Annotated in this window: 22 protein-coding genes, 1 tRNA gene and 1 pseudogene; 17 read left to right on the top strand and 7 right to left on the bottom strand. The window is 34.8% G+C overall.

Annotated elements, in window-relative coordinates; translation table 11 throughout:
* Positions 1–64: 64 nt before the first annotated feature.
* On the bottom strand, positions 65–1,342 hold the full coding sequence (gene hisD / locus ACZZZI_RS00210; RefSeq protein ID WP_463488278.1) for a histidinol dehydrogenase: 1,278 nt from the start codon (positions 1,340–1,342) through the stop codon (positions 65–67).
* Between the two features lie 49 nt (positions 1,343–1,391).
* Positions 1,392–2,243, bottom strand: coding sequence for an ATP phosphoribosyltransferase (gene hisG, locus ACZZZI_RS00205; protein WP_344766161.1), 852 nt, complete (start codon positions 2,241–2,243; stop codon positions 1,392–1,394).
* Positions 2,244–2,516: 273 nt separating this feature from the next.
* Here hisG and ACZZZI_RS00200 point away from each other — a divergent pair, with 273 nt between their 5' ends.
* From ACZZZI_RS00200 to ACZZZI_RS00125, 16 genes are all read left to right on the top strand, one after another.
* A complete protein-coding gene (locus ACZZZI_RS00200) occupies positions 2,517–4,079 on the top strand; it encodes a L,D-transpeptidase family protein (RefSeq protein ID WP_463488277.1) in 1,563 nt (520 codons plus the stop codon).
* Between the two features lie 110 nt (positions 4,080–4,189).
* Positions 4,190–5,737 (top strand): L,D-transpeptidase family protein, encoded by a 1,548-nt coding sequence (locus tag ACZZZI_RS00195; RefSeq protein WP_463488276.1) that lies wholly within the window; start codon positions 4,190–4,192, stop codon positions 5,735–5,737.
* Positions 5,738–5,792: 55 nt separating this feature from the next.
* Positions 5,793–6,197, top strand: a complete 405-nt coding sequence (locus ACZZZI_RS00190; protein WP_316763738.1) for a hypothetical protein — start codon at positions 5,793–5,795, stop codon at positions 6,195–6,197.
* Between the two features lie 60 nt (positions 6,198–6,257).
* Positions 6,258–8,297 carry a vWA domain-containing protein gene (locus tag ACZZZI_RS00185; RefSeq protein ID WP_463488275.1) on the top strand — a complete coding sequence of 680 codons (2,040 nt, stop codon included), beginning with the start codon at positions 6,258–6,260 and terminating at the stop codon, positions 8,295–8,297.
* Positions 8,294–9,550, top strand: coding sequence for a dihydroorotase (locus ACZZZI_RS00180; RefSeq protein ID WP_463488274.1), 1,257 nt, complete (start codon positions 8,294–8,296; stop codon positions 9,548–9,550). Before ACZZZI_RS00185 ends, ACZZZI_RS00180 begins: the two co-directional genes overlap by 4 nt.
* A 44-nt stretch (positions 9,551–9,594) precedes the next feature.
* Positions 9,595–10,263 carry a hypothetical protein gene (locus tag ACZZZI_RS00175; protein WP_316763729.1) on the top strand — a complete coding sequence of 223 codons (669 nt, stop codon included), beginning with the start codon at positions 9,595–9,597 and terminating at the stop codon, positions 10,261–10,263.
* A gap of 14 nt (positions 10,264–10,277) precedes the next feature.
* Positions 10,278–10,850: a DUF4199 domain-containing protein gene (locus tag ACZZZI_RS00170; protein ID WP_316763726.1), complete on the top strand. Its 573-nt coding sequence runs from the start codon at positions 10,278–10,280 to the stop codon at positions 10,848–10,850.
* Positions 10,851–10,984: 134 nt separating this feature from the next.
* Positions 10,985–11,938, top strand: a complete 954-nt coding sequence (locus ACZZZI_RS00165) for a glycosyltransferase family 2 protein (protein WP_316763723.1) — start codon at positions 10,985–10,987, stop codon at positions 11,936–11,938.
* Positions 11,939–11,991: 53 nt separating this feature from the next.
* Positions 11,992–12,960 carry a glycosyltransferase family 2 protein gene (locus ACZZZI_RS00160; RefSeq protein WP_316763720.1) on the top strand — a complete coding sequence of 323 codons (969 nt, stop codon included), beginning with the start codon at positions 11,992–11,994 and terminating at the stop codon, positions 12,958–12,960.
* Positions 12,957–13,784, top strand: a complete 828-nt coding sequence (locus tag ACZZZI_RS00155) for a hypothetical protein (protein WP_316763717.1) — start codon at positions 12,957–12,959, stop codon at positions 13,782–13,784. Before ACZZZI_RS00160 ends, ACZZZI_RS00155 begins: the two co-directional genes overlap by 4 nt.
* An 85-nt stretch (positions 13,785–13,869) precedes the next feature.
* A complete protein-coding gene (locus ACZZZI_RS00150; RefSeq protein WP_463488273.1) occupies positions 13,870–15,369 on the top strand; it encodes a GH3 auxin-responsive promoter family protein in 1,500 nt (499 codons plus the stop codon).
* 297 nt (positions 15,370–15,666) lie between these two features.
* Complete coding sequence (locus ACZZZI_RS00145) at positions 15,667–16,854, top strand: 1-deoxy-D-xylulose-5-phosphate reductoisomerase (protein WP_463488272.1); 1,188 nt, start codon at positions 15,667–15,669, stop codon at positions 16,852–16,854.
* A 28-nt stretch (positions 16,855–16,882) separates the two neighbouring features.
* Positions 16,883–18,199, top strand: a complete 1,317-nt coding sequence (rseP, locus tag ACZZZI_RS00140) for an RIP metalloprotease RseP (RefSeq protein ID WP_316763709.1) — start codon at positions 16,883–16,885, stop codon at positions 18,197–18,199.
* Positions 18,200–18,274: 75 nt separating this feature from the next.
* Positions 18,275–18,814 (top strand): iron-sulfur cluster co-chaperone HscB C-terminal domain-containing protein, encoded by a 540-nt coding sequence (locus tag ACZZZI_RS00135; RefSeq protein WP_424057377.1) that lies wholly within the window; start codon positions 18,275–18,277, stop codon positions 18,812–18,814.
* Positions 18,815–19,081: 267 nt separating this feature from the next.
* Entirely contained in the window at positions 19,082–19,372 is a 291-nt protein-coding gene (locus ACZZZI_RS00130; RefSeq protein ID WP_344766182.1) for a DUF3817 domain-containing protein, read from the top strand.
* Positions 19,373–19,458: 86 nt separating this feature from the next.
* Positions 19,459–19,538, top strand: a tRNA-Leu gene (locus ACZZZI_RS00125).
* A gap of 731 nt (positions 19,539–20,269) precedes the next feature.
* Here the strand turns inward: ACZZZI_RS00125 and ACZZZI_RS00120 are convergent.
* From ACZZZI_RS00120 to ACZZZI_RS00100, 5 genes and pseudogenes are all read right to left on the bottom strand, one after another.
* A pseudogene (locus tag ACZZZI_RS00120) lies at positions 20,270–21,028 on the bottom strand (recombinase family protein); the annotation flags it as partial.
* A 14-nt stretch (positions 21,029–21,042) separates the two neighbouring features.
* Positions 21,043–21,246 carry a hypothetical protein gene (locus tag ACZZZI_RS00115; RefSeq protein ID WP_463488271.1) on the bottom strand — a complete coding sequence of 68 codons (204 nt, stop codon included), beginning with the start codon at positions 21,244–21,246 and terminating at the stop codon, positions 21,043–21,045.
* 681 nt (positions 21,247–21,927) lie between these two features.
* A complete protein-coding gene (locus ACZZZI_RS00110; protein WP_463488270.1) occupies positions 21,928–22,419 on the bottom strand; it encodes a hypothetical protein in 492 nt (163 codons plus the stop codon).
* A gap of 1 nt (position 22,420) precedes the next feature.
* Positions 22,421–22,963 carry a DUF6973 domain-containing protein gene (locus tag ACZZZI_RS00105; RefSeq protein WP_463488269.1) on the bottom strand — a complete coding sequence of 181 codons (543 nt, stop codon included), beginning with the start codon at positions 22,961–22,963 and terminating at the stop codon, positions 22,421–22,423.
* Positions 22,926–23,345, bottom strand: coding sequence for a glycosyltransferase family 2 protein (locus ACZZZI_RS00100; RefSeq protein ID WP_463488268.1), 420 nt, complete (start codon positions 23,343–23,345; stop codon positions 22,926–22,928). Before ACZZZI_RS00100 ends, ACZZZI_RS00105 begins: the two co-directional genes overlap by 38 nt.
* Positions 23,346–23,525: 180 nt before the next feature.
* Between ACZZZI_RS00100 and ACZZZI_RS00095 the strand changes: the two genes are divergently transcribed.
* Positions 23,526–24,422, top strand: coding sequence for a hypothetical protein (locus ACZZZI_RS00095; RefSeq protein ID WP_463488267.1), 897 nt, complete (start codon positions 23,526–23,528; stop codon positions 24,420–24,422).
* Positions 24,423–24,737 lie beyond the last annotated feature (315 nt).

Raw genomic sequence — 24,737 nt, 5'->3', positions numbered from 1 at the left:
TTTTAGTTGTTTGGGTTGTTTACTTCAATTATGTCGAAACAGCCATTAACCAAAAACCAACCAACTATTTTAATCTAATTGTAATCGCATTCTTGTGTGCTTGTAATCCTTCAGCAGCTGCAAGTGTTTCAACGGTAGCTCCAATATTGTTTAATCCATTGATATTTAGATGCTGAAATGTTATCTTTTTAAGGAATGCATCAGTTGAAACGCCTGAATAAGATTTAGCAAAACCACTTGTTGGTAAAGTGTGGTTTGTTCCTGAAGCGTAGTCTCCTGCACTTTCTGGAGTAAGATTACCTAAAAATACCGAACCTGCATTGATTATCAAGGGAATAAGGCTTTCGAAATTTTCGGTGGCTAAAATTAAATGTTCAGGCGCATATTCGTTTGAAAAATCCATTCCAACAGTTATATTATCAACTAAAATTGCATAAGAATTTTCGATTACCTTAGCTGCTATTTCCTTTCTTGGTAGTATAGATAGTTGATTTTCAATCTCTAAAAGTGTTTTTTCTATTATTTCTTTTGAAGTAGAAACTAAAATTGCCTGACTATCAGTTCCGTGTTCAGCTTGTGCAAGTAAATCTGCAGCTACAAATGACGGGTTGGCAGTCTCATCTGCGATCACTAAAACCTCCGATGGACCAGCTGGCATATCAATCGCAACCTTATTTTGAACCATAGTTTTGGCGGTAGTAACATAACGGTTGCCTGGACCAAATATCTTATAAACTTGTGGTACGGTTTCCGTTCCGAAAGCCATAGCAGCCACCGCTTGCGCACCACCAATCAGGTAGATTTTTTTAATGCCTAATAGCACGGCACAGTAAGCAAGATAACAGTTTGTTTTTCCATCACTTTGTGGAGGAGAGCAAACTACTATTTCTTTACAGCCAGCGATAATTGCAGGTGTAGCGAGCATTAAAAATGTACTTGGTAAAACAGCAGTTCCGCCTGGAATGTACAGGCCAACCTTTTCTATTGCTCTCGATTCCCGCCAGCAAACCACACCTGGCATGGTTTCTATTTTGTCTTCCGTTTTTAACTGCGACTGATGAAAAACTTTGATATTATGATAAGCAGTTTCAATTGCCTCTTTAGCATCAACTGGAATAGTTGATGCAATGGCCTGTAATTCCTCTGCATCTAAATAAAGCTTTTCTAATTCTACTTTATCAAAGGCTTTAGCGAAATTAAATAGCGCTTTATCTCCATCATTTTTTACAGTTTTAATGATGTCTGAAACACGTTTTTCAACCAATTTATCGTCTTCAATTTGTCGCGAACACAGTTCTTCAATTTTTGATTTAGATAAATCTGTATAATTATAGACTTTCAATGTGTTATAATTTAAAATTAACTAATAGTTAATGCTTTTTTAGTCTGTTTTACGTGATGATTTTCTCAATTGGCATCACTAAAATACCTTCTGCGCCAGCTGCTTTTAAGCTGTTAATTTTATCCCAAAAATCTTCTTCTGCAATTACCGAATGTACGGCAACCCAGTTCGGTTCGAACAACGGAACTACCGTTGGACTTTTAACACCTGGTAACAAATCAACAACTTTTTGTAGGTTATCTTTTGAAACATTTAGTACAACATATTTGTTCGATTTTGCACTAAGCACCGAACGAATTCTTTGTAGTAATTCTGCAACTTCAGGGTTGTCAAGTATCGATTTATTTCCGATTAAAACAGCCTCCGATTGCATCACATCTGCGAAAGGTTTTAGTCCGTTGCTTTTTAAAGTTCCGCCTGTAGAAACGATGTCGAAAATGGCATCACTTAGTCCTAATCCTGGTCCAATTTCTACCGATCCAGAGATTGTTCTGATGTCTGATTTTATTCCTTTTTCTGTTAGGAATTTTTCGAGAATTACAGGGTAAGAAGTAGCAATTGCTTTGCCGTTTAAGTCTTCTAATTTCTGAATTTCACTACCTGTTTGAACAGCGATTTTTAGGGTGCATTTTCCAAAACCAAGGCGTTGTAAATACTCCACATTTGCCTTTGTTTCTGTGATTACATTTTCGCCAACAATTCCTAAATCGGCAATGCCATCCTGAACGTATTCTGGAATATCATCATCGCGAAGAAAGAGAATTTCTAAGGGAAAATTTTGAACGGTTGATATTAAAGAGCTTTTATAGTTTTCGAAAGAAAGACCACAATTTTTTAATATTTCTACAGATTTTTCGTTTAACCTACCCGATTTCTGGATAGCAATTTTTAGTGTTTTCAAAGTATTGAATATAGAGTGTGCAAGAAATTATTCTACGGAAAAAAAGTTTTGAAGTACAAAACAAACATATCATATCGCCTAACGGCGATGATGCAAATGTAAGTGATGGTTCAAAGTTAATTTCATATATTTATTTCTGCCAATATCAATGCTTTAGCTGATTAGCGATGGCAAATATAGTGTTTGAAATGGGAAATCAAAAAATAATGGCACTTAATTTGCCAATAATGTCTTTTAAAGAATTAAACTTATTTTTGAGCTAAATATTACGTGTTGAAGAACTTCCGCTTTCTAATTATTCCTTTTATTGTTTGTATCTCGGCCTGTAACTGGTTTAAATCACCTCCTGAGATCGGTAAGGTGTTGTCTGAACACTTTAAAAACAAGATATATAAAGATTTCGACACAGTAGCTTATGATAGCGTTTTTGTGAAAACGTTAGATAGCCTTTCGCACAGTTTTATTAATCCAAAGACTATTAAAGCCTTTTATGCTTCACATAATGGTGAGCCAAGACTGATTACAAAATTCTACACAAATGGGGAATTAGATTCTTTAAGCACTTATTTACAGAATAGTAAAATCCACGGATTTAATCCAGAGGTTTTTAAAACATCAGAAATAAAATCGCTTTTAAATGAGCTTGCGGCTAACAAATTTAAGAAAGTAGAAGATAGTTATATCGTAATTGCTCGATTGGAAGCCCTTTCGGCAAATGCATACTTAAATTATAATAATTTTTTAAAATATGGGGTTGTTAACCCACGGAATATTTTTTCCAGATACTACATTAAGGTTCTTCGTCCTGATAGTGTTGGAATGATGAAACTATTAGCTTCAGATGATCTTTTGGATACATTAAAAGCGGTTCAACCTAAATCTACACAGTATAAAGCCTTACAAGCTGCCTATTTAAACGCCAACAGTGAAAGTGAGAAAAGAATTTTACTGCTAAATATGGAGCGTTTCCGTTGGAAAATGCCAGAAATGGGTGATTATTATGTGCAAGTTAATATCCCGGATTTTAAATTAACTTGGTTTGATAAAGCTGATACCGTTATTAGTATGAAGGTTTGTGTTGGCGGTAAGCGTGAGAATGGATATGAAGATAAGTTAAAAGCGTTTGCAAAATCAGGCAATTTAGATGACAAACCGAAGAACCACGAAACTCCATTGTTGTATAGTAAAATCAACTCTATTCAAGCAAACCCAGTATGGAATATTCCTGTAAGTATTGCACAAAGTGAGATTTATTGGATGGCTAGAAAAGATCCTTATTATTTATCAAATAGTAACATAAAAGTTTATTATAAAGACAAGCTGATCGGTGAACCTGACACAATTAACTGGAACAAATATTCAAGAGATAAATTACCTTTTAAATTTAAACAAGGTTCGGGTGGTGGAAATGCTTTAGGCAAGTTCAAATTTATCTTTGATAATAGCTCTAGTATTTACCTACACGATACTAATAATAAGAACGGTTTTAACTTAGCTAACCGGGCAATAAGCCATGGTTGCGTACGTATAGAAAAACCTTTAGAATTTGCTGAAAAACTTGTGGGAGATAGTTACACCTATGATAAGTTAAGAGCTGAAGTGGATTTACCTCCAATTGATAGTACTCACGTAAAATGGTATAAAAAAAGACTGGCACAAAAGGCTGATACTACTAAGTCTTTTCAACTTAAGCCAGCATGGTTCGGCCCTAAGAAGCAGGTACCATTAATCATCACTTATTTTACAGCCTGGTCGCAAAACGATAAAATCCAATATCGCCCTGATGTTTACGAAATGGATGAAAAACTTTGGATTGCCATGAAGAAAACAAGATAAAACTACATTTAATGGCTTTAGAGGTTCATTCCTGGCATTTCTAAATAACCAATCTTAAAATTATACATCCCAAAATAAAATGATTACCAATTTTTTAGCGGATTTATATTTTGAAAACTTTTATTGCCATTTTTTTTCCAGCAGCTTTAGTCTATTTTTTCGTTGCCCATACATCTAAACCTTCTACTGGCGAGTTGCTTGCTAAAAGTTTGGGAAAAGACATTTATAAAAACTTTGATTCGATTAAATACGATTCTGTTTTTCTTAATGAATTCAATAGTCTATGTAAACAAAACCAAAATTTCTTAACCTTAAAAAAACATTTTGGAGACAAGGTTAGCCCTGATTTTACCATCCGCTTTTTCGGAGCTAAAGGTTTGGATACTTTAACCAATCATCTTGATCATAGCTTCGTACATGGTTTCAATTCAGATACTTTTTACACCAGCGAGCTGAAAGATTTGATTGTCGCTTTAAAGGCAGATCACATAACTAATATTGATGAAAGTTATTCGAAGCTGGCTCAATTGGAAATCCTTTCATCTTATGCTTTCTTAAAATATACCAGTTATTTAAAGTTTGGCGTTGTAAATCCAAAGAAAATCTATTTAAGGTATAATATCGATGTAAAGCAGGCCGATAGTTTATTTATACCACAGATGTTGGCATCGGTAAGTATTATCGATACTTTAAATAACATTCAAAATAAATCAAAGCAATACGTTGCATTACAGAAAGCTTATTTGAGCTTAAAGAACGATTCTTTGAAGAAAATTCTGGCCATAAACATGGAAAGATTAAGGTGGGTTTTACCAGTTAAAACAGGTAAATACATTCAGGTTAATATTCCAGATTTCCGTTTGGTTTATTTTAACGGGGATGATACCATTACCACGATGAAAGTTTGCGTTGGCGAAAAAAGAGATGCTGATTACGATAAGAAAATAAAAATTTACGAAAAAACACGAGACTTAGAAGATAAGCCCAATAATAGAGAAACTCCTCAACTGTTTAGTACTATTAAAACCATCTATTCGAACCCCGAATGGAATATTCCAGAGAGTATTGCGCAAACCGAGATATACACAATGGCAAAGCAAAATTCGAGTTATTTGCGCCGACACAATATTTTGGTTTACCACAAAAATAAACTGATCGAAAATCCATCTAACATAAGGTGGTATAAATACGATAGAAAAAAGCTGCCATTTCTGTTTGTTCAACAATCTGGTCAGGGCAATTCTTTAGGTAAATTAAAATTTATATTCCCGAATGCCAGCAGTGTTTATTTGCACGATACGAATATTAAAAGCGTATTTAAATTGCAGGATATAGCAATTAGTCATGGTTGCATTCGATTAGAAAAACCTTTACAGCTTGCCTGGCATATTATGGATAATGAAACTAGCTTTGAAAAAGTTAGAACAGAACTAGGTTTAAAACCATTAAAAGAAACTGCGGAAAAGAAAAATGTTATCATTAAACAAAAAAAAGCTGAAAAACCACAACTAAAACCCATGCGGTTTCTGCTCGATAATGAAACACCCTTACTTATTACCTACCACACTGCATGGGCAAAAAATGGTAAAATAGAATATCGAAAAGATGTTTATAAAATGGACGATAAACTTTGGATAGCAATGAAAAAAATAATTTAATTCTTAGTTTTGTGCATATTCAATACATTTCGTAGTTGATTATTTTTTAAAAAAAATGCAAGAAACCCCAACTTTTAACCATCAGGCCGATATTGTAAATAGCGCAATCAGATTTATCAACTCATGGTTTAAACAATCTAAATCTATTACCGAAGAAATGAGCGATTTCTTTATTCTTCCTGGTGGCAAGGTAATTGGCAAGGATGTAATTACTGCGAGGCTAAAAGGTATTTTTGGAAAATCGGATGAATATGTGGGCGGACGATATGATATTATTGATGCGAATTTCGATTTATTAGGCGATGGAAAAGGAATGGGTTTTGTAGAAGGAGTTGCAGGTTTTAGGGCGGTTCTTCAAAAGCAATCGAAAATTGTGAGCGGTCCTTTTAAATTATATTTTGCCTTACAAAATGGAAGCTGGAAAATTGTAAACATAGAATTTCCTGGATTTGCTTATTAGTACGAGTTTATTACAATAGTAATTCTCCACTTTCCGTATTTTTTCTATCTTTGGTTTTTAATGAATTTCCTTTATCCGGGCTTTCTTTTTGCACTATTATCGGTTGCTATCCCGGTCATCATTCATTTATTTAATTTCCGAAAATTTAAAAAGGTATATTTCTCTAATGTTCAGCTTTTAAAAGAGGTAGAACAACAAAACTCATCAAAAGAAAAGCTTAAAAATCTGCTTATTTTATTGTCGCGTATTCTGGCAATTATATTTCTTGTACTGGCATTTGCTCAGCCTTATATTCCTTTAAACAATCAAAAAACTACAGCAGTAAATAATTCGGTAAGTATTTACATTGATAACTCTTACAGTATGGAAGCCATTAATAAAGATGGTAGCCTACTTGACGAGGCGAAACGGAGAGCTAAAGAATTAATTAAAGGTTTTAGTATTAATGATCGCTTTCAACTTTTAACAAATGACTTTGAAGGCAAGCATCAGCGTTTGTTAAATAAAGAAGAATTTTTAAAAGCCTTAGATGATGTAAAAATTTCTGCCTCGAATAGAAATTTACAGCAAATTTTAAACCGCCAGGGAAATGTATTAACAAGTTCGGCTAATAAGTATAGCTTTCTCATTAGTGATTTTCAAAAAAATATCGCTTCAGTTAAAAAACTCGAAACCAAAACGGATATTCAATATTCGTTTTTGAAATTAAATGCTACAGCTTTACCAAATGTTGGAGTGGATAGCGTGTGGACATTATCGCCAAACCATCAACCTGGCGCAAATGAGAAGTTAGTTGTTCAGATTAAAAATTACTCGGAAGAAGAAGCGGTAAATATTCCATTAAAATTAGCCATAAACAACCAACAGAAAGGCTTAAGCTCGGTTACCATTCCTGCAGGGAAGACAATAAAAGATACTTTAAGCTTTTCGGGATTAAAATCGGGATGGAAAAAAGGTGTAATCAGCATAAAAGATTTTCCTGTAACTTTTGATGATTCGCTTTCTTTCAGCTTTAAAGTTGATGAAAGTTTACCTGTTTTAAGTATAAATGGACCGAATGCTGGCAGCTACATTAAAGCGCTTTTTGGAGCCGATAAGTATTACAAACTCACCGAAAATAGCGAGAGCAATATCAATTACAATAGCCTCTCTAATTTTGGTTTAATTGTGTTAAACGGGGTGAGTAATCCATCGAGTGGCTTGGCTCAGCAATTAAAAACTTATCTAACCAGCGGAGGTTCGGTTGTCATATTTCCAGATTTAGATTCGGATATTAAAGTTTACAATTCGTTTCTGGTCGCATTATCATTACCTCAAATTCAGAATTTAAATAAAACGGCTTCGAAAGTTGATCAAATAGATTTACAACATCCGATTTTTAAAACTGTTTTTGAAGAAATTCCTAAGAATTTAGATTTACCAACGGTGAATCGTTATTACGATTTTGCCGAAAACAATGCCTCAAATAAAGAGAATATAATGTCTTTACCTGGCGGTAAGTTATTCTTTTCGAAATATGGAATTGGTAGCGGACAGGTTTATTTATCGGCAACTGGCTTAAACGCAAATGATGGAAACTTTGCCCGTCATCCTGTATTTGTACCATTAATGTATCGATTAACTTTAAATAGTGGATTGGATGATGCATTGTATTATAATCTTGGCAATGATCGTGCCTTGGCGAGTAAACAGCTTACGTTGGGTAAAAATCAAACTTTAAAGCTCACCGCAAAAAACTTCGAAATTATTCCTGAAGTTAGACAAGCGGGAGGTAAAACACTAATTTACACCGCCGACCAAATAAAATTACCTGGTTTTTATAACCTAAATTTGGCCGATTCGCTTATCGGTGTTTACAGTTTTAATATAGGTAGAACCGAATCGGATATGCATTATCTGAGTAAAACTGAGTTGGATAAGCTTGCCGAGAAAAGTAACTTAAAAATATACGATACCGATAAAGATGCAGTGAAATTAATTGCTGGCTCAAATAAAATCGGACAAACATTATGGAAACTTTGCCTAATTTTGTCGCTGATTTTTATTGCAGCAGAAATTCTGCTCATCAGATTTTTTAACAACCCTAAAAAAACAATATGAATCTCCTTGTACAGCATGTAATTATTGCCGACCCGCAAAGTAAATTTAATAAACAACAATGCGATGTTAGGATAGAAGGTGGTAAAATTAAAAGCATAGGCAAGTTATCACCAGAAAAAAATGAAACAGTTTTTGATGCTGAAGGTGCTTTTTTATCGCCAGGTTTTTTCGATTTAAATTGCGTTGCCGGCGATCCAGGCTTTGAGACTAAAGAAGATATCGAAACTTTAACTGCTGCTGCAAAAGCGGGTGGTTTTACTGGCTTGGCTTTATTGCCGCAGGCCAGTCCAGTTGTGCAATCAAAATCGCAGGTAGAATATATTATAAATAAAGCTAAAAATAATCTGGTTGTTGTTTTGCCTGTGGGTGCAATCAGTCAGAATCGAGAAGCAAAAGAGCTTGCTGAGTTATTTGATATGCAAAGAGCTGGAGCCGTTGCATTTTCTGATGGCGATAGAGCAATTCAAGACGATGGTTTTATGAGCAGAGCCTTACAGTATGCAAAGGGATTCGATGCTTTGCTGATGGTTTATCCCGAAAACAAATCGATTGCAGGAAAAGCGCAAATAACAGAAAGTAAAAACTCGGTTCTTTTGGGAATGAAGGGTTTACCGCCATTAGCAGAAGAAATGCATATTGCCCGCGATATTTTCTTAGCAACCTACAATGAAACTAAAATCCACATCAGTAATATTTCAACGGCTGGTTCGGTTGCTTTAATTCGCAAAGCTAAAAAAGATGGCGTTCAAATTTCTTGTGATGTTACCGCGCATCATTTAGTTTTTACAGAAGAACTTTTAGTCGATTTTGATAGCAATTATAAAGTAAAGCCACCATTACGCAGCAAAGCTGATATTAAAGCACTGATTGTTGGTTTAAAAGATGGAACAATTGATGCTATTACGTCTCAGCATCGACCAGAAGAAATAGAATTTAAAAATGTGGAGTTTGAAATTGCTCACTATGGAATAATTGCATTACAAACCGTTCTTCCATTGTTGATAAAAGCTGGTTTAGATCTTAACCTAATTGTCGAGAAGTTAAGTATCAACCCAAGAAAATTACTAAATTTAAATAGCCCAATTATTGAAGAAGGTTTTGAAGCAAACTTTACCGTTTTTGCAACTGATAAAAAGTGGTTATATAATTCGAATACAAATTATTCAAAATCGGCAAATAACCCTCTTTTAGGCACTGAGCTTACAGGTAAGGTAATATTGGTTTATAATAATAATCAATACCAAGAAAACTAGAAGCTACACCAAGTTTTGATACGATATACTTGATACTATAAAATATGGATAATAGAGTAAAAAAAGCACTAAGTGCTTCAATAAATAAATACGCACAACTAGCTTCAGTAGATGCGGGTAGTTTTGAAAATGAATTAATTGCAGCTTTTGAGTTGGATATTAATTTTATGGATAAAGTAACAGCATTTGATGCTGTTTTTGATTCGAACAGTAAATTTGAAGAATTAAGAGAAGTTTACTTCGATTTATTGATGGTAAACTTTTTCAGTAGCGATGTACAGAAATTAGAAGAAGATTATCTGGAAAGTGAAGAATGGGCTAATATTGAAGAAGAAACCATCGACAGAGGAACCGAACTTTTAAACCTTTTACTTTACATCAAAGAATGCCATGATGAAGATTTAGATCCAGAATTGGGCGATTTCTTAAAAGAATTTTTATTGGTTGAAGATGATGAGTTTCAAGATGAATTTGAAATTTATGAAGAACTAATCAGCAACCAGCAACTTGCCGAAAGTAGTATCGAAGAGATTTGTAAAACATCTTCAACGCTAAACATCAGCGAAGAAATGAAAGAATTATTTGTTCCTTTTATGGCGTTTTTCCTCGATTCAGAAGGAAGTGCAACTACAACAAAAGAGTTGGAGCAATTTAGCAGTAACAAACCATTTGATACTGCATCTTATGTATTGATTACAACTATTAATAACTAAAACCAAACAAATTCATGGAAACACCAGAAACAGCAGTTAATTTAAAAACAGAAGCTTTGAAAAACGGCGCAATTTGGGGTGCTATAAACGTAATAATTTTTCTAATTACCTGGTATATAATGCCAAATATGATGAGTTCTTATGTTTACAGCGGCTTAAGTTTTGCAATCGGAATTGCACTTGCAGTTTTCTTTTGTATTGATATGAGAAAAAAAGCTGGCGGCTACTGGACTTTCGGAGAAGCTTTATTCAAAATATTTGTAATGTTCGTACTGTCAATGGCAATTATGTACATTTTCAATATTGTTTTTGGCAAGTTTATCGATACCAGTTATCCAAGTACAATGAAAGAAATGATTTTGACTAAAACTGAAGGCACATTTAAATCTTTGGGTATGGAAGGTGAAGCTATGGATAAGGCAATAGCAAGCACATCAGAAAGTTTAGATAAACAATTTACGCCAACTTTTAGCCAGGCAGTTGTTGGTTTCGGTATTGCAGCGGTGTTTTATTTTATTGGGGCAATAATTTTTTCGCTAATCTTTAAAAAGACTCGTCCAGTATTTTTAGCGGTAAACGAAGAATAATCAGTTCTGCACAAAAATTTAGAACGTGCAAGTTTTATCATTTAAATTGATGAAATTTGCACGTTTTTAATTTAAAAGAGTTTGTGGATAGATTTTAATCTGAATACTAAATACTCAAATCTTGATACTCATACATGGATATATCAGTAGTAGTACCTTTATATAACGAAGACGAATCTTTACCCGAATTAACGGGATGGATTGCTAAAGTGATGAACGAAAATAATTTCAGCTACGAAATTGTATTGGTTGATGATGGCAGTACCGATAAATCGTGGGAAGTTATAGAATCTTTGAAACTACAGAATGATGCGATTAAAGGCATTAAATTCCGTAGAAACTATGGTAAGTCTGCAGCTTTAAATGTTGGCTTTGAAGCCACTAAAGGTGATGTAATTATTACAATGGATGCCGATTTACAAGATAGTCCTGATGAAATTCCTGAACTTTACCGCCGAATTAAAGAAGAAAAACTTGATTTAATTTCTGGCTGGAAAAAGAAACGTTACGATCCAATTACTAAAACCATTCCGACCAAATTGTTTAATGCAGCCACTAGAAAAATGAGTGGAATTGAATTAAACGATTTTAACTGCGGCTTAAAAGCTTACAGAAGCGATGTGGTGAAAACAATTGAGGTTTATGGCGAAATGCATCGATACATACCTGTAATTGCGAAATGGGCAGGTTTTGGTAAAATTGCAGAGCAAGTTGTAGAGCACAGAGCTCGCAAATATGGTACCACCAAATTTGGTTTCAGCAGGTTTATAAATGGATTTTTAGATTTACTTTCTATATTTTTCGTTGGTAAATTTGGTAAGCGCCCGATGCACTTTTTTGGTTCTTTGGGGGTTTTGAGCTTTTTAATCGGAACGATTATGGCCTTGTGGATGATTGGCGTTAAACTTTATCACATTGCTGCCCATATTCCTTATAAACGTGAAATTACCGATCAGCCTTTGTTTTACATTGCACTGGTTGCTATAGTTGTAGGCTCGCAAATGTTTCTAACAGGTTTTGTTGCAGAATTGGTAACCCGAAATGCACCCGAAAGAAATCAATATTTAATTGAAAAAGAACTTAAATAAGCTACAAGACTAAGGCAAAAGTGCTTTGGTCTTTTAGCTTTTAGCTCCAGTACATGTTTTTCTCCATCATAATTCCGCTTTATAATCGCCCGCAAGAAATTAACGAGCTTTTAAAAACCTTAACTAAACAAACTTATTTACAGTTTGAAGTTTTGGTTATAGAAGATGGTTCTAAAAATGATGCAAAAGCAATTGTAGAAAGTTATGCAAATAAGCTTGATGTAAAATATTACTTTAAGGAAAATGCTGGACAAGGCTTTGCCCGTAATTTTGGGTTTGAAAAGGCGCAGGGCGATTATTTTGTAATCTTCGATTCTGATTGCCTTATTCCTGCAAATTACCTCGAAACGGTTAAAAATTATTTATACGAGCATCATTTAGATGCTTATGGCGGCCCCGATGCGGCGCACGAAAGCTTTACGCCAGTTCAAAAGGCAATTAGTTATTCTATGACCTCGCCCTTCACAACAGGTGGCATTCGTGGAAATAAAAAGCATGTTGGTCAGTTTCATCCACGTAGTTTCAATATGGGGGTTTCCCGGCAAGTATGGGAACAGGTAGGCGGCTTTATTTTAACCCGCTTGGGCGAAGATATAGAATACAGTATCCGCATTCATGAAAATGGTTTTAAGATTGGTTTAATTCCTGATGCAAAGGTTTACCATAAAAGAAGAACAAGCTTCATACAGTTTTACAAGCAACTGCACTTCTTTGGCAGGGCTAGAATTAATATTTATAAACACTTCCCAAAAGAGTTGAAATTGATTCATTTTTTTCCAGCAGTTGCAACCATTGGTATGATCACAACAGTGCTATTGAACATCTTTTATCCGCCTTTGGCGTATATTTTCGATTTTCTGGTATTATTATACTTTTTGTTAATATTTTTTCACTCCTGGTCTGTAAATAAAGCAGTAAAAGTTGCATTTTTGAGCATTATATCTTCATTTATCCAATTAACAGCTTATGGCTTAGGGTTTATACAAGATTTATTTAAAAGAGTGGTATTCAAACAACAATGATAAATTATCTAAAAGAAAGTACGTTTGCCGTTAACGATGTAATTCAAAAAGCCTGGGGCATTACTAAAAAACATTATTTCTCTATAGCTACGCTATGTTTTTTAATGTTTATTACAGCAAGTGCATCAAGTTTAATGGCTTTTTTTATTAAAGACGTAAGTCGTGTTTTAAGCTTTTTCATGGTCGTTATTTTTATCATGTTGTACTTTACCATTAACCTTTCTTTGTTTAAGTACATTTTTCATTTAATTGATAATGAAGACGAAGAGGTTACAATTGTAGGTACTTTGCCAACCAGACACCAGATTATAAGATTTTTAGTAGCAACGCTATATTTTGTTGGCTGTATCTTGTTTGTTGGAATGTTGTTGGTGCCTATACTTTGGATTTTAGATCCTGTTTTACGTTATCTGGTTAATATCGGTTGGGTAGAAGATTTTACTGCTACAGGTAAAACAATAACAAGCATTGCAATTGGTGTTGCCTTGGTAGCTATTTTTGTAACCTGGTTACGGATTTCCTTCTTTCCGTTTTTCATTTTAGATAAAGGTTCTGCACCTTTTGAATCGATTAAGTTAAGTTTAGCAACAACTAAAGGAAACTTCACTAAAATTCTATTATTGCTCATGATTTTGGGTGGAGGCTATTTGATATACCTTTTATTGAATTATCTGCAATTACCTTTCATTGCGTTTATTGTTAATATTTTGAGTTCATTTATCATTGTACCTTTATCGAGTGTTGCGCTAACGGTAGCGTATCGTAAAATATCAAGCGAATACAAAGGAGATGAACATCCTGATATTTTGCATAACATCGTTTAAATCCATTATAATAGCATGCTGATTATAATTAAAAAAATAAATATTAACGTTAGAAAGGAGAAGCCCTTTTAGGGCTTGGGGTACTATGGGGTTAAAAGCAGCATTAAGTAAACCCTTTGCAGCATTTGCAGTTTGGCAAATTAATAAATGGAAGCATAATGCCGTAGCCGCACAGGCCGAAATTTTATCGAAACTGGTAACAAGTGCCCGAGAAACAGCTTTTGGGAAAGATCATCATTTTGAGGAAATAAAAAACTATTCCGATTTTAAGAAAAATGTACCCGTACAGGATTACGAAGGTTTAAAAACTTACGTTGATCGGGTTGTAGCTGGCGAAGCGGATGTGCTTTGGAAAGGTAAACCCCTTTATTTTGCCAAAACATCAGGTACAACTTCTGGCGTAAAATATATTCCGCTTTCTAAAGAATCGATGCCAGAACATATAAAGGCGGCTCGAAATGCTATTCTTACATATATTAACGAAACTGGTAAAACTGATTTTGTTAATGGGAAAATGATTTTCCTTCAGGGAAGTCCTGTTTTAAATGTTAAAAACGGAATTAACGTAGGCAGATTGTCAGGCATTGTAGCGCATCATGTTCCTGCGTATCTGCAGAAAAATCGCTTGCCATCGTACGAAACTAATATTATAGAAGACTGGGAAGAAAAAGTTGATGCGATTGTTGAAGAAACCATCGCCGAAGACATGACGCTGATTTCTGGCATTCCACCATGGGTTCAAATGTACTTCGATAAGCTTTCAGAGCGGTCGGGAGGTAAAAAGATTGCTGATATTTTTAAAAATTTTAGCCTTTTTATTTATGGCGGCGTTAATTTCGAACCCTACAGAGCTAAGATTGAACAAAGCATCGGTAAGAAAATAGATGCTATAGAAACTTATCCCGCTTCAGAGGGTTTTATTGCTTATCAGGATTCTCAAAAAGATAAAGGTTTATTATTACTAGCTGATGCTGGTATTTTTTACGAGTTTATTCCTGCCGATCAGTATCACAATAATAATCCGACAAGATTGTCGCTTGGCGAAATTGAATTAGACACCAATTACGCCTTAATTTTAAATACTAATGCAGGTTTGTGGGGCTATAGCATTGGCGATACGGTTAAGTTTGTTTCAAAAAATCCATATAAAATTGTAGTTACAGGACGTATAAAGCATTTTATATCTGCCTTTGGCGAACACGTAATAGGGGAAGAAGTGGAGCACGCTTTGTTAAGTGTTGCAAACGAAGAAAAAGTAGAAATAACAGAATTTACGGTAGCACCACAGGTTAATCCAAACACAGGCGAGTTGCCTTACCACGAATGGTTTGTAGAGTTTTCTTCTGCCCCAAAAGATATGGTAGCCTTTAGCAAAAAGGTAGATGAGGCTTTGCAGATAAAAAACATTTACTATTTCGATTTGATTGAGGGAAACATTTTGCAACCGTTAATAATACGTACTTTGCAAAAAGATGCTTTTGTTAATTATATGAAAAGCGAAGGTAAATTAGGCGGGCAAAATAAGGTGCCAAGATTAAGTAATGATCGGAAGCTGGCGGATGAATTAGGTAGATACATTGTTTAATCAATCTCTCCCTATTGCTGGTTGATCCAAAAAGGCGAATTCGTTTGCTTTATAAACCCGATGGGAGTGAAAATACTTTTTTATTGCAGCAACCGTCAATAACTGTTATGCTGAGGAACGAAGCATTTGCAAGCGATGAAAATGATGCCTCGTTTATCCGCATGACAGCAGTTAAAAAAGATTGAAGCGGACAGCGGGGCTTTCGGAACCGATAAGCAATAACCTGCTTTTCAAAATAGAGCAAAAAAATAATTTTGAGCTTTATGGAAATATTAATTTAATACAGGGAAATAACAATTGAACAATATATCAATACAACAATCGCCTAAAGGAATTATAATATTAGGTTCTACAGGTAGCGTAGGTACGCAGGCGCTCGAAGTAATTCGGGATAACCCTGCAATCTTTAAAGTTTCAGTATTATCTGCATTAAAGAATTCAGAATTACTTATTCAACAGGCCAAAGAATTTAAGCCTGAGGCTGTGGTAATTTGTGATGAAAGCAAATATCTAGAGGTTAAAAGTGCTTTATCTTGTTTTGATATTAAAGTTTTAGCGGGTGAAGATGCTTTATCTGAAGTTGCAGTTTATCCACAAGGTGATATTGTACTTACCGCTTTAATGGGTTCAGTAGGTTTAAAACCAACAATGGCGGCAATTAACGCTGGTAAAAACATAGCTTTAGCCAATAAGGAAACCTTAGTTGTTGCGGGCGAATTAGTTACGCAACTAGCAATCGAAAATCAGGTTAAAATACTTCCTGTAGATTCCGAGCACTCGGCAATTTTTCAATGTTTGGTAGGCGAGGAGCAAAACGAAATCGAAAAAATTTATCTTACCGCATCGGGAGGCCCTTTTCTTGGTAAAAACAAAGATTTTTTAGCCACAGTTAAAAAAGAACAAGCTTTAAAGCACCCGAACTGGGTTATGGGCGCCAAAATTACCATAGATTCTGCTAGTTTAATGAATAAGGGTTTAGAGGTAATCGAGGCTAAGTGGCTGTTTGGTTTAGATGTAGCGCAAATTGATGTAATTGTTCATCCACAGTCGATCGTTCATTCTATAGTGCAGTTTACGGATGGTTCGATGAAAGCGCAAATGGGTGTACCAGATATGAAATTGCCGATTCAATATGCAATTAATTACCCCGATAGGCTAAAAAACAATTTTAAACGTTTTAACTTCTTGGATTACCCAAATTTTAGCTTTCAAAAAGCCGATATGGAAACGTTTAGAAATTTGGAATTAGCGTTTCAATCGTTAAGAAAAGGAGGGAATATGCCTTGTATTTTAAATGCTGCAAATGAAATTGTGGTAGAGGCATTTTTGAACGATAAGATTGGTTTCCTGGAAATGAGTGATGTAATTGAGCGCTGCATGGAGGAAATTAACTTTGTTGAAAACCCACAATTAGACGATTATTTAGAAACTGACAAACATAGCCGTATCTTAGCGGCCGAATTAGTAACAAAAAATATATTTTAACATCTAACATAAAATTTTATAATAGAATATGAATGGATTGATTATGGCGGGGCAACTGCTGCTCGGATTGTCTATATTGGTAATATTACACGAATTAGGGCATTTTCTGGCAGCCAGGGCATTTGGTATCAAGGTAGAAAAGTTTTATTTGTTTTTTGATGCATGGGGTTTTAAACTTTTTAGTTTCAAAAAAGGAGATGTAGAATATGGGGTGGGATGGTTGCCGCTAGGTGGTTATGTTAAGATTGCGGGAATGATCGATGAGAGTATGGACACCGAGCAAATGGCTCAACCAGCTCAACCTTGGGAGTTCCGCTCTAAACCAGCATGGCAGCGTTTAATTGTAATGCTCGGAGGGATTATCGTTAATGTTATTGTGGGTATCATTATTTTTTGGATGCTTACATTTAAATACGGAGAAACTTTTACGCCCAATAGTGCAGTTGTAAACGGTATTCAGGTAGGTAAAGTCGCTTCCGATATCGGCTTAAAAAATGGCGATAAAATTTTAGCAATAAACGGAAATAAGGTAATCCGTTTCGAAGAATTAAAAAGTTCGAAAGTTTTAATGGGAAATACCATGCTTACGGTTATTCGTGGCGATAAAACAATCGAAATTCAAGTTCCAGATGATTTCCTGAATAAAGTAGCTGATGGGAAAAGCTTGTTTGCTGAACCACGCTTAAAAAGCATTGTTGACAGCCTTATGAGTGGCTATGGCGCAGTAAAAGCTGGAATGAAGGTTGGCGATAGAATTACCGCTGTTGATGGTGTTCCTGTTACTTATCAGGATGAAGTGAAACCGCTGGTGTTGAAGAAAAAAGGTAAAACTGTAGCCGTTTCGATTGACAGAAACGGGCAACCATTGGAATTAAACGTTGCAGTTGATACTGCAGGAGCAATTGGTTTCTACGGTCACTTTAATGAAATTAAACGCAAAACCATTAACTATAGTTTGTTTGCTGCACTACCTATTGGCGCGAACATGGCCTGGAGTACGTTTATGGATAATGCCAAAGGCATTGGCAAAATGATAACGGGCAAAGTTAGTGCACGTAACATTAGCAGCCCGATTGGTATTGCAAAAGTTTATGGTGGTACATTTGATTGGGTTAAATTCTGGACCTTAACTGGTTTAATCTCTATGGCATTGGCTTTTATGAATTTATTGCCAATTCCAGGCTTAGATGGTGGTCATGTGGTATTTCTTTTAATTGAAATGGTACAGCGCAAACCTGTAAGCGAAAAAGTTTTGGAAAAAGCCCAAATTGCTGGTTTTGTGATATTGATTAGTTTAATGGTGTTTGCTTTTGGTAATGATATTTTAAAAATATTCGGTAAGTAAAACCAATTTTATATAATTGCCGCAGCTATTAGAATCTCGAATTCTTAATGGCTGCGGTTTTTTAATTTATACCCCATGAGTGAGCAAAAAAAACAACCTAATTATTTTGAGTTTTACGAATTACCGATTCAGTTTAATCCTGATTTAAATGCGGTGAAAGCAAAATTCTACGCTTTTAGTAAACAGTTTCACCCCGATTTTTATGCCAACGAAAGCGAAGAGAAGCAACAGGAAGTTTTAGATTTATCTACCTTGAATAACAAGGCCTATCAGGTTTTAAGCAATCCTAAAAAGAGTTTAAAATATGTTTTGGAATTAAAAGGCATTGTTGAAACCGATGAAGGCTATCAATTACCTCAGTCTTTTTTAATGGATATGATGGATGTAAATGAAGCCTTAATGGATCTGGAATTTGAGCCTGATGCGGAGAAATTAAAGGAGGTACGAAACAATGTTGATTCAATTGAGAAAGACCTGGAGCATGAATTAAATCAATTAATAAATCAGTTTGATCAAAATCCATTAGAATCTGAAATAATGCTGGTTTCAATAAAGGATATTTTTTACCGTCAAAAATATATTAACCGAATTAGGGAGAAACTTCCTAAAATATAGATGATTTGCAGTTGAAAACTATGTATGCATAATATATGCCTTAAAATGCAATCATCATGCCCTAGGACTGGGCTCAGCTACGGATGGACATCCGATCGATATGCAATGAGCTAAGCAATGTAAATAAATTAATTAGTTTACGTGTTACGATTGCGGGCATGTACATTAAAGCGCTATTGAAGTTTCAATAACAGCTGATTGTAAAATCATTTTTTTGTTTTTGTTAGTCAGCTTGTTTGCCTTACTTTCGAACAAACAATCAGATACATGAGTTCACTTTCCATTTTTAGAAAAGTTGCCGTTTTAGAAGGCATTTCTTACTTGCTGTTGCTATTTGTAGCCATGCCGTTAAAATATTATGCAGATATGCCTCTGGCAGTAAAATATACAGGCTGGGCACATGGTTTATTATTTGTGCTTTATGCTGCACTTTTGGTGTTAGCCTGGCAAGAGCAAAAATGGAAGTTTGGTAAGGCTGTTTTGATTTTCTTAGCTTCTTTATTACCGTTTATGCCTTTCGTTGTAGATCGGAAATTAAAAGATGAACGAGCATTGTAGTTGAATTACAGTAGATTAACATCTATTTTAAAATAATTTTGCGATTTAGGCTTTCGTTATATACATTTGCAGCCCCGCACATTAATGCCCAGTTGGCGGAATTGGTAGACGCGCTGGTCTCAAACACCTGTGGGAAACCGTGCCGGTTCGACTCCGGCACTGGGTACTAACCGGGCTCAGGCCCGAAAACTTGAAGGGTTGCTCGTTAAAAAGCAACCCTTTTTGCTTGACCTTCAGTATGTTATCATTGAACGTTGGGTCTATGAAAGCGGTTCTAAACATATCGTCACCCCATACCAGATTATCTTTGAACACCCCCCTCATCAGTGTATGCTTCTGGGTAATGTTGCCTTTTTGATATATCTCGTAGAGGTTAGTCAAATTCGGTAAAACTCTCTCTATTAAGTCATCTTCATTTCTAATCTTTGAAGGTTGATCTTTGTTCAATGAATATTCTAACAATGCTTTTTCTTCCTTGAACTTTTGAAACCAAGTCTGATAAGTTGAACTTTCTATTTCGTTATTCATCAGCCGCTCTTCAAGCTTGAAAATCTTTTCATTTAGCTCATGAAGTTTTCTAATTTTATTTTGGTGTTGCTCTTTCTTTAATTTCTGCGGCTCGACCAGCAAAGCCTTTGCGGTTTCTTTTATGAATTTTACCTGATGGACAGAAAAACTGAGCGCTTTCAAAACACCTTCAAGTGCACCATGCAGTTTATTGCCGGCAAGATTATAATTGGTATGCTCCGTGCAACGGTAGTACAGGTAGTAGTTGTTTCGGCCTTTGGTATATCCAGCTGTCATGCTTTTTCCACACCAGCATTTTAATATTCCTCTTAAAGGAAAATCTTCTGCAGGTTGGACGCGTGTTCTTCTTTTTGTACTGTTCAGCATATTCTGAACCAGCCAATATTCAGCCTCTGAAATTATCGGTAAGTGAATGGATTTTACAAACTTCTCTGGTAGGTCAGAATAGGCCGGTACTTTGATCAGTCCCGCATAAACGCAGTTCATAAGTATTTCCTGGATAGCTGATTTACTCGTTCTGGTAAAGCCCAAGGCCTTCGCATTTTTATAAATGATATATTGTGGAATACCCATTATAAATTCCTTAAATATGCGCTCGACGATTAATGCCTCACCTTTATGGATTCCTATCAGGTTCTTTTTGGTTCCATCAACGATATTCCTAAACCCATATGGCGCTCTCCCTAGGTAGCGGCCACTTTCCTTTGCATTTCTTATGCCCTGTTTGGTGCGTTTTCGGATATTAAACAGCTCTTTGTTTGCCATCATGTATTCGAAAGCACGTTTAATAAATACATCTGGGTCTGAGGTATCCAAATCAATTCTTTCATTTGTTGATAAAACCTTTACACCATATTTGGTTTCTAGCTCACCAATCTTCATAAGCGCTTCAGGAAGATTCCTGCTGAATCTGTCATGGTCAAGGACAATAATATAATTACACTGGCCTTTATAGTTTTTCAAATATTGTTCCAAGGCACGATAATCAGGCCTGTCGAATGTATAGCTCGATTCCCCGTTGTCTTTAAACAGCCCAATGATGTTTAAGCTGTTCCGTCTACAGTATTCTTTTATTGAAGACTCCTGATATTCCAGTGATTTTGATTGATCCTTACTGCTCAATCTCATGTAGCCTATTGCATTCATATTTCCTCCCTTAAAACAATTTCAGTAATTACATTTGCTATTAAAGTTAGTAAAATCTTTTCTTCTGAGGGGAATTCCTGATCTTTTTTCTTTAATTTTTCATACGATTTTGTGCCAAATCTTTTATGCAAATCATCTACTACTAAAATGGGTCTTTTATTAGGTGAAATTTTTTTAGGTTCATTTTTTCTAAACTCCATTAACAATGTTATCACCAACGGTGGTTAAATGATGTAACTCGGTTACGTAGTAACGTCTGATTTATCTGCTACTTTCTTCAAGCGATTTTTGATGTTTATGTTGGTGAAAATCGAACTATAATAATCAATAGGACGGCTTATAATATGCACGAAATTGGAAAACTCTAGTTTTACTTATGGATCAGTATCTTGCTGAAGATAAACATTTATTCACATCGTTAACTCTCACCAGGGGATTCTTTGTAAAGTGGCTACTTAATCATGCACCAAGTGATCATTTATTATGCTAAGATACCCTTTTGAAATGTTTTCGTCGGTTAATTTCTTGTAGTTTTAAATTATGCTCTTTGTCTGAAGCGGCACACCCATATAGTTTCACTCTTTAAAAACTCTTACAATGCTCTAAAATCGACTTAAAATGTCCGATCTTATATTTGTATATGATATTTAATGTGCTAGTTTTTCAAGAAAATCATATTCAAATCAATTTCATCACCAAAAGTGGGTAATAGGCCAATTAGTCAGTCCAGGAAATTTTACTGCATTCTTTTATTTTTCTATCAATGAATCCGATCTGCTATTCAATTTTGTTAAGAAACATTGACTTAAAACTTCATAAATATCTGATCGCCTACGCGAAATCTGCAGACAAATTACTTAATGGTGGATTGTTTAAAGTTTTCATTTCATAAAAACTTGGTATTTGTCATAAGTTGATCTTTTTATTGAAATGTTTCTAAGCTGATCTTTAGAAATTGGTAATGATTGATCCGTTTTCTGATCTTTGTCTAATGTTAGAAAATCTATAGGCGCACGTTTAATTACACTATATCCAGCAATATCTGCATTTTTTAGATATAAGATAATAGAGCGATCCTCCCATGAAATATTTAAACTGATTACTGAATCAAGATCATGTAGGTTACTAAGGTTAAGTTTATCGAGCGATTCATTGCTTGAATAGGTCTTAAGAATAACCAACTTATCCCACTCCTTAAATGGGATGAGTTCTACAAGATTTAAACTGTCATTCCCTTTTCTGCTATCAGCTAATGTATTAACATACTTTATTATATGATCTTGTAGATTAATAATCTTTATAACATTATGCTTAGACGTACAGTGACAAAATAATATGGATAAAACAATAATAATTTTCTTTTGATTTTTCATTTTATCTACTTGTTGGAGTTAGAACACCATTGACTAAATATACTAATTTACCAGCATTTAGGCCGTCTAAGACTTTTCCGCTAAAATAACCAGAAGGGTTGTCAGTAGGAATATATCCTTCAAACATGTTTCTACCAATGTCATTATTGAATAAATCCATTGATTTTTCAGACTCTGGATTTCCAAGATAATTTTCATGTGCATCTCCCAATAGCTTAGCCAGGTCTTTTCCTAAACTAATAGCATTTAGTACACTAAAATATGCATGTCTGAAAGCATCAGATTTGCTATTGTGCTGGGCATTAGAGGCGAATAATTTTTGGGAAGTGACTTCAAGAGTTTTGGCGTTTATTAAATAAGATAACTGATCCCTTCTATTCATCTGATGATAAATATTTTGCTCAATTGTACTCATTCGGGCTTTATAATCAATTTTAAAGGCTCTAATTTCATCTGTGTCTTCTGGTAATCGATCTACAGGAGGTTGAGGATTACAATGTGGATTTTCATGAACCATTAGCTTCAACCATGAAATTTTTCCCATAGTTTTCAACTGCTGCTTTCATTGACTCTACATAGTTACGTGGATAAATGGTGTCTGCATCTACCTGTAAAATTACAACGTTGTTGATGTCTGTACCGTTTTCACTGCAAATGGAAATCGCATGTTCATTTCCGCTTTTTCTTGCATTAACAAACCCTTTTTCGTTTTCAATAATAATAAAGACATGATTTTGAGGTGATGTGTTTTGAATTTTCTCAGCTACCTTCCCAGTAGAATCCGTGGAATTATTATCAACAATAATTAGAAACGATGAAAGATTATAACAAAACTCTCCGAGGCCAAAACCAAGAGAATTACAGGTTTCAAACATGCTTGATTCTTCATTTAAGCATGGCATTGCAATTATGATTTGAGAGTTCATCAATTTAGAGTTTGATTGAGTAAATTACAAAGGAAATTTCATAAATCAAATTATGAACGTGATTGGTTCATTTCAGAAGATAAGGTTTGATCTTGTTGCTTTTTGGATGGTATTGCAGGAATTAAGATCCCTCAATAAGTCCAAGTTTAAGTTATCTTTGTTAAATCTAAATTTATATTTATGCAAAATGACCAAGTAAATAACTCTAATGAAGAGCAGATAGCTCCACAATCCTCTCCTGAGGCGATTTATTTTGAGAAGGAAGAGGCTCGAAGAATCTACCAAGAGAAGCGTAAAGTGGCTATGGAAATGATTAAAGTTGGATTGAATGACGGGAATTCTGAAATAACTAAAGTATTTGTTGAAGCTAACGAATACTTTATTTACGAGATTAACACACAAAATATTGCCGAATCAATCAGAACCTATATTCATACAGAAGAAGATGAAGATTTAAATAAGATATTAGAAAAATACAATGCAATTAGAAGTTGCATTGCGGACGCCAAACGTGACATGTATAAAGCAATAGATCCTGTAGTGTACAAAGGAAGAGTTGCGCACCTTATTTCACAAGCTTTGAATGGTGATGTTGATGAGGCGAAAAAACAATTTGCAGAACTCGTTAAGGATGTAAACATAGAATATCGACATCAATTTCTTAGTCGTATTATATATCTTGTGAGCGCGTTAGCTCTGGTGATTATTGGAATTACTACAACTATACATATTTATATAAATAATGTATTTGCCATAAAAAACTTGCAGCAATTTATTTACATTGCGACAGCTGGATCAATTGGAGGATTTATATCGATAAGCAGAAGGTTGCCTGAAATGTCATTCGCAAGAGCACTCCCTCGTTATATTTTTATAATTTATGCAATGGAGAGGATTTTTATTTCCGTTGTTGGTGCATTAGCAGTATTTTTTATTGTTAAATCAAATTTAGCACTTGGTTTCTTGAATGTAAAAAATCAAAACCCTTTGTATGGTTACATTGTTTTTTCGATAGTCGCAGGATTTAGCGAAAGTTTTTTGCCTAACTTGCTAATTAAATTAGAAAATAAATCTTAACTTAGTACTATGGAAAAGATCATTGTAAGAGACTAGTCAAGAACTGGTATTTTAAGAATAATTTTAGCCCATAAATTCCTGGTAATAAATGGAATTTATGGGCTTTTTTTATGGTGCTCAAAATGAAGTTGAAATTAGATTTGCGCTTCAACTGAAGGGATGATCATTGGCAAATTAAGACGGCTAATTTGCGAAAAATATTAACATTGATTTCGTCTCACGGTAGCCAATTAAATTGCTACCATTGTTCCAAACAGAAACCGGTCTAAAACCTTACAAACTTGAGTTACCTACAGGAATACTTTAACCACTCGG

It is taken from the genome of Pedobacter sp. AC190 (genome assembly GCF_979258025.1).
The sequence above is the reverse complement of the archived record's forward strand: the minus strand, read 5'-3'. Positions and strand labels throughout refer to the sequence as shown.